1 protein-coding gene is annotated in these 1,264 nt (G+C 43.9%); it reads left to right on the forward strand.

What is annotated here, in order from left to right:
- On the forward strand, positions 1 to 1,010 hold a 1,010-nt coding region (argJ, locus tag ACS8FD_RS15205), incomplete at its 5' end, for a bifunctional glutamate N-acetyltransferase/amino-acid acetyltransferase ArgJ (protein WP_439276464.1).
- Positions 1,011 to 1,264 lie beyond the last annotated feature (254 nt).

Genomic DNA, 1,264 nt, shown 5'->3' on the forward strand with positions numbered 1-1,264 from the left:
CGCGCTACTTGGTGACTAACACAGGTAATGCCAATGCGGGTACAGGTGCCGATGGTAAACGCCGCGCAGAAGAGATTTGCGCAGCTTTGGCGATTAAGGCTGGCGTAGACACCAGTGCGGTGCTGCCGTTCTCTACTGGTGTGATAGGTGAGCCGCTAAATAGTGAAGCGGTCATAGCGGGGTTAGATAAGGCTTTAGACAGCTTAAAAGCAGATAACTGGTTGGCAGCGGCTAACGGGATTCGGACGACTGATACTATTCCTAAGCTTGCAAGCCAAAAAGTGGATATTGCAGATACGAGCTATCATATCACTGGTATATCTAAAGGCTCAGGCATGATCCGCCCTAATATGGCGACCATGCTGGGTTATGTGGCGACTGATGCCAATATTGCAGCTGACCTATTGCAAGAGATGTTGGTTGCTATTAATGAGCAGTCTTTTAACCGTATTACCGTCGATGGCGATACCTCAACCAATGACTGCTGCGTATTGATAGCGACAGGGGCTGCCAGTACCGATGTAATCGATAGTCCTGAGCATCCACATTATCAGTCGCTACTTACTGCCCTAACTGATGTGTTCGTGCGTCTGGCCCAATTAATTGTGCGCGACGGTGAGGGTGCAACAAAGTTTATGACCGTAAAAGTCACCGGTGGTAAAACCACTCAAGAATGCTGCGATGTAGCTTATGCAGTTGCGCATTCACCATTGGTAAAGACAGCGTTCTTTGCAAGCGATGCTAATTGGGGCCGCATCTTAGCAGCCGTTGGTTATGCAGGTATTGAGGATTTAGATACCGAGCAAGTCGATGTATATCTAGATGACGTTATGATCTGTCAAAACGGCGGTGTGGCACCAAATTATACCGAAGAGGCGGGCAAGACAGTCATGAGTCGCCCTGAGATTACTATTCATATTGACTTAGCGCGAGGTGATGCCAGCGACACTGTTTATACCTGTGATCTGTCTTATGATTATGTCAAAATTAATGCAGATTATCGTAGCTAAATAGGCGTTGTATTGATTTTTATTCAATCTCTATTATTAATAGTTTTAGGCTTATAATATAAAAATTCGATAAGGTGTGAGTACGTTTGAATAACACCAGTTGCAAATACTGACGTTACGTTACAAACCAGTTATAGAGGCAAAGCTTATTCAAGACCTATACTAATTGCAGTACAACAATAAGTAGTACTGCTTTTGTTTGGGCATTATATCTAGTCCTTATAGAAGTGTACTTATTATTAATGTTTATATCT

It is taken from the genome of Psychrobacter sp. 1U2 (assembly GCF_051847575.1).